Here is a 5,971-nt window from a genome sequence, read left to right as displayed (position 1 = left end):
CGTCAAAGAACAGTTGGTTACAGCCTTATGGACAATTTACATGGTTACAAGTTGAGGGTAAAGAAATCAAGTTATCGAATGGCATGACAGGTGACATGCGTCCATTCACTTCATTACGCAGTGAGGTTGGCTTATCTTTAGGATATGAATTTGGTTCTCGCATAGATTCCTCATCACTTGCGTATATTACAGCAGCATGGTTGCGTGAGAATAAAGATGACAATCATACCTTGATTAATCAACGCCATCCATTTACCACTGACTTATCGGGTAATGCAGGTAAATTAGGAATAGGTTTAAGCAGTTTAGTGAGTGAGAAGTTAAAGTTATATGGTGAGGCACATTATATTAAAGGGCGTAAAACAAAACAGTCCCTTCAGGGTATTTTAGGTGTACGCTATAGTTTCTAATTATATGGTTATTTTTTAGTTATCTTTAAATGTATGATTAGTTTTTTTAAGTTTTTAATGCAGCATCAGAGAACAATTTTTCAGAGCACGCAGCTTCGTTGTTCTTGATAAACTGTATTCCCTTATATACTTGATTATGCATTACTTTTTTTTGATAAGAAAATTCTGAGGAAATGCTAAAGAAGCACTATAAAAACGCCCTTATATTCTTGATCAAAAAAGTATTTAAAAAACTGTAAAGAACGGTTTTTTATGAGATAAGGGGGATTTTTAAGAAGGATTATTGCAATCTAAGGTTGAAAATATGTTTTGTAGAGCTAATTACGTTCAGTGTCTATGCAGGCGTGAAAGGGGGGAGGATATGGCTCTACAATATAAATGGAAACGACATTGTTGGATACTCATGTTGAGCAGCTGTTTTGTGCAAGCTGCTGCTGCAAATGAGAGGGGGATACCGCTTTTTTGTCAATCTTCAAGTTATGAAAATGGCAAAATATTTCAAGATCAATATAATGAGGATATGAAAACAGGCAGATGCATACTTGGAGCCTCTAATGATGTCATGGTAAGAACGCGTAATGAATTAGACTTTTTAAAAAAGCCTAGCGATTTTACTGAGGAAAAGGGCGCTAGAGTGTTTGTGAGTCAACAGGAGTTTGACAGCAGTCATCGTAAAAATGTTGAAAATAATGTACAAGAACACAATACTAAAATTCTTAAAAAACCTGAACTTATTTCCATTAAAGATGGGGCACTGTTAGAAAATTATATCCTTGATAATGAAGGTAAAGCATACATTTCAAATGATGGTGAGATTGATAGTCCAGGGCGATCCATTAATAACACTGTAAGGAATGGTGCAGAGCTTTATGTGTATGCAGGAGGACTCAGTGAGAATAGTAAAATTGAATATGGTGGAATTGAAAATGTTGAGGCTTTGAAGGGAAAACAAGGTTTTTCGAAAAATGCTGTTGTTAAAGAAGGCGGGCACCAAAGTGTTGGAAATGGAGGGAAAGTAGAGGGGACTAAAATTTATGGCGGTGAGCAACTTGTTTTCGGGGAGGGGGATGTTGGAGGAGAGGTTAAAGGGAGTAGTGCTTCTCATACCATCATTTATGGTCAAGATGAAACACTAGGACAACAAAAAGTATATGATGGCGGAAAAGTTTGGGATACGAAAGTTATGCGAGGGGGTGTACAAGAGGTTGGAAGAAAATCTCAAAGTGCTAAAAATGGTAGTTTTGCATTTGATACAGAAGTTTTTGGTGGTGGTAAACAGCGTATCTTAAAAGGCGGTAAGGCTATTGGAGTTATTTTAAATGAGAGCGCTATTCAGGAAATATATGCTGATGGATCTGTAAAAAATCTAACAATGAATGACAAAACAAAATCATGGGTGCATGCTGGGGCAACATTAGAAGGAAAGACACAGTTAAATCATTCTGGACAGATCCATCTTTATGCTGGGAATGATCAACATCATACCATAGTAGAAGATATTATTTTAAATGGAAAAGATACAAAACTGTACTCTATTACTGATGAGTTTGATGGAAAAAGTTCTTTGATACAAAAATTAAGTGGTGAAGGGAGTGTTATTTTTTCGTTTACAGGTTCTGATCCATATTATTCTCAGCTTCATGTGAATAATCTTTCAGGAAATTTACATTTCGCGTTCAATACTACGATTGCCCATAACCGTGGTGATTATCTCTTGGTTGAGAAAGGTGCTGGGAATCATACGATAAGTGTTGCTGATTCTGGAGTTGAAATCACGGATCCTTTTTCAAATAATCGTGATTTAATTATGGATCAAAGTGGTGGAGCACATTTTACACTGACAGATCTTAAGGGTGACAAAATTAACGCCATTGATGGTGGAACTTATATGTATGATTTGAAAGAAAGAAAGGATGAAAATGGAAAAGTTTGGTTTTTATCTGCAGATCGCCTCAGTGGACCAGAAGCCTCTATTCCAGATCCGGAAAATCCTTTTGTTCCTGGTGAAACAACAACGACACCCTCTACAGATGCAGTGTTAACGTTGTCCGTAGTTCCTGGGCTTATTTTTAATAATGAGTTGCAAATTATACGGAATGGTAGAAAGATTTGGAACAGAAATAAGAAAGATATCGAACTATGGACTTATGGGATTAAGAGCAGAGAACGTGTTGCGACAGGCCATACACACTTTAAGCTTGGGCAGACAGGTTTAGTCTTTGGTGCTGATCAGTTGAGTGAATTAAGGCATGGAGAGTTGTATGTTGGTGGTTTCGGTAGTTATGATCAAGCACGTATTTCTCATGCACGAGGTGGTAATAGTGATCTGAGCTCTTATAGCATTGGAACTTACGCAACTTATTTTGATCATCGCGGATGGTATATGGATGGTGTTTTGAAATATAATTATTACCGAGATAATTTGAAAGCCATATCAACGAATGATTTAGCCATTCAAAGTCATTACAATCAGTGGGCGATAGGTGGATCATTTGAGATTGGTTGTTATTTTGAACCGGCACAGAATACTTGGATGCAGCCTTATATCAAGCTAACAGGTTTGCAGGTTGAAGGTAAAAGAATAAAACTTTCCAATGGAATGATAGGTGATCTAAGCCCATTAACTTCATTCCGCAGTGAAGTTGGATTAACTGCAGGACATGAATTTTTTGTGAGTTCAGAAACTTCATTAACAGCTTACATTATGGCAGCTTGGTTGCGTGAGAATATAAATAATAATTATACGACAATTAATAACCAGTATAAATTTATTACAGATTTGTCGGGCAGCGCGGGTAAATTGGGAATTGGTTTAAACGGTTCGGTCAATGATAAACTAACACTTTATGCGGAAGCACATTATCTAAAAGGACATAAGATTAAGAATGCTCTTCAAGGTATTTTAGGATTACGCTATAGTTTCTAAATATGTGTGCATGGCTGATTAACTTTACAAATGTAATTGTTTTGCAAACTTAAACAGATAACGTTCGGCTATGTCTTTTCGAGAGTGTAAGGACTTTCTCAAATAGTAGGAATGTCTTTATACTCTCTCTTTTAAAGGCAACATACTGAATTTATAATAATAATTCATTTCTATGCATGTTGAATGAGAGTCGCGAAAATCATAGGATTTTCTCATTCCAAATCTGTTTATGTTGAATCAATCAAAACCATTTTCTTGCACGTCACAAGCAGGGAAGCCTGCGTGGATAAAAATTGTACAAGAAAGAACTAAAAATACCTCTTATTAAACTGCCTCAAGTACCAAAGGGTGTCGCGTTGCAACATTTTAGGGCTGGAAAAGTGTGTGATGGTACCGGTTTGCTTACGCCATAAGCGTATGGGGGGTCAATGGCTTTACCGGTATACCATTCATGGATGACGTGGCGAAATGGGCTTGGGTGCGTTGAGAGATGTCTCTTTAAAACAAGTGTGTGAATGTACAACCCAATGGCGTTTTGTTTTACGTGAAGAGGGGCTCCATTAAAGGGCACGAGCATTTTTTTTCATCTATAATTCCAGATATGCAAATTATTCCTTGAATTTAAGTGAACATTTTGAATTTTATTCAATTTTTCTGCCTTAAGTTAGAGTTTTTTAGTGGCTTATAGATAAACAACTTAAAGTTGCTTAAATTAAAAAATACACTAAAAAATTGTATTTAGACATAAATAAAACACATTATGATACAATCTAAAACGAGCGACCTATGTAGCCGCGGGGTATTTTTCTAAATAATTGAGAGTGGAGTGTGGATAATGCGGTATAAATACAAATTAAGTTTTTCAGTATTGATGATCAGTAGTTGTCTTTTGCAATCTGCAAGTGCATTAGAGAGTGGGAATAGAGGGCAAATAAGAGTAACCCATGTGAGAAATGAAGAAGAGGAACGAAAAAATTTAGAAATAATTGCTCGTCTTTTCAAAAATAATGTGACGATTGGATATGGTGATGTAGAGCTTGTTGATAATGGAGAAAGTTCTGTAGGTTCCACTATTAAAAAAGGAGGGATGCAAATAGTTACACGAGCAGGAATTGCAATGAGCGCCAAAATTTGGGGAGGTCAGCAGTTTATTCATGAAGAGCCAAATATTGATTTTACACGCGTGGTTAGACGAAGTAGTGCATATAATTCCACAGTTACGGGTGGAGGTGGAGCAGTGGGACAGCAGAATGTGTATGATGGGGGAGGTGCTTGGTATGCGAAAGTGGGAAATGATGGAGAACAAAATATTTATGCGGGGCAAAGAAAGGAAGGGGGGAGAGCAATGTTTACAGAAGTTTCTGGGAATGGGAGACAGCATGTCTTAGCACTAGGGGAGTCTGTGAAAACTACTTTGAAGGATCAAGCTATTCAAGTTGTATATCCTATGGGATTTGTAGATACTTTAACAATTACGGATTTTGCTAAATCGTGGTTCCATGTTGGTGTACAAGAAGTCATTGGAGAAGTAAGGATCAATGGTGGCGGAGAACTTTATTTATTCGCTGGCGATAGGACAAATCATATAACTAAGAAAAAAATTCCTATAGAAGAGAGCGTGGATGAGATAATATTTGAGGTTGGTGAACGGAAGATAGGAGAAAAACCACAGATTAAAATTAAAGATTTAGGGGGGCAGAGTGGGACTGTTATTTTTTCTTCTATTCCGTATGATCCACGTCATATTTCACTTTATGTTGAGAGACTTTCAGGGGATTTACATTTTCGATTCAATATTAGCGCTACGTGGGATACGAGTGATTATTTGTTGATTGGTGAGGGCTCAGGGAATCACAAAATAAATATTGCAGATTCTGGACGTGAAATTACAGGTCCTCTCTCACAAAGGAATAGTTTGGTTACTGAGCTTCCGTTAATTACCGATAGAAGCCACAATGGCGGAGCTAATTTTACTCTGGCAGATCTTTTGGGCAAGGACATTACAGCTGTTGATGGTGGAACCTATCAGTATCGCTTAGTGAAGAGAGGAAGATGTGCTGATTCTAGTGGTAGTGCTACAATTTGGTATTTAAGTAGAGCTTCTGGAGATACGGAAGGTTCTAATTCTGAAGTAGAGTGTGTGAATAAGAAAGCGAAGATTCCTCTTGCATTGTCTGCTGATACGGGTACACAGTCTGATCAAGGAGCTTCTTCTAGAGGAAAAAATACAGGCTCTCGTAAACCTACTATAAAGCAACCAGCTAAACCACGACCTCCACGTCATTTAAGAGGGGCACAGAATGTCTCTAGTGTTTCTGTATCTCCCTCTCAAGAAAATCAGACTCTTGTAGCGTTACCTCCATCAGGTCTTCATCCTCTTTCTGATGAAAAACAACAAACTGCTGTTTTAACCTCTTCTCAATCTTTAGCCGATCAAATGATTGTGCGTCCAGTTCATAAAGAACACCCTTTTCCACAATTGAGTGAGAATCTTTCAGTTTCTCACTTTTTGACCACTCCCTCTACAGATGCGGTATTGTCTATGTCTGTGGCTCCAGCGATGGTTTTTCACAATGAAATGCAAACCGTACGTGCGGGAAGAGGAATTCTAGATAAAAGTAAAAAGAATACGGCT

3 protein-coding genes and 1 pseudogene are annotated in these 5,971 nt (G+C 37.5%); all 4 read left to right on the top strand.

Annotation, left to right across the window (positions count from 1 at the left end; translation table 11 throughout):
- Positions 1–410 (top strand): autotransporter outer membrane beta-barrel domain-containing protein (locus ACFIK2_RS02095; protein ID WP_375676857.1); only part of this gene is annotated, 410 nt, incomplete at its 5' end.
- Between the two features lie 361 nt (positions 411–771).
- Positions 772–3,336 (top strand): BafA family autotransporter, encoded by a 2,565-nt coding sequence (bafA, locus tag ACFIK2_RS02090; RefSeq protein WP_375676856.1) that lies wholly within the window; start codon positions 772–774, stop codon positions 3,334–3,336.
- Positions 3,337–3,659: 323 nt separating this feature from the next.
- Positions 3,660–3,885 (top strand): annotated as a pseudogene (locus ACFIK2_RS02085) (hypothetical protein); the annotation flags it as partial.
- Positions 3,886–4,171: 286 nt separating this feature from the next.
- A partial coding sequence (locus ACFIK2_RS02080) for a pertactin-like passenger domain-containing protein (RefSeq protein ID WP_375676855.1) occupies positions 4,172–5,971 on the top strand: 1,800 nt, incomplete at its 3' end.

The organism is Bartonella sp. AP88XZML (assembly GCF_042195565.1).
Taxonomy (GTDB): domain Bacteria; phylum Pseudomonadota; class Alphaproteobacteria; order Rhizobiales; family Rhizobiaceae; genus Bartonella.
Note: the sequence above shows the minus strand (reverse complement) of the source record. Positions and strands in the feature narration are given on the sequence as shown.

Coding starts and splice junctions, on each gene's coding strand:
- bafA (WP_375676856.1), top strand. CDS start 772: ATGGCTCTACAATATAAATGGAAACGACATTGTTGGATACTCATGTTG.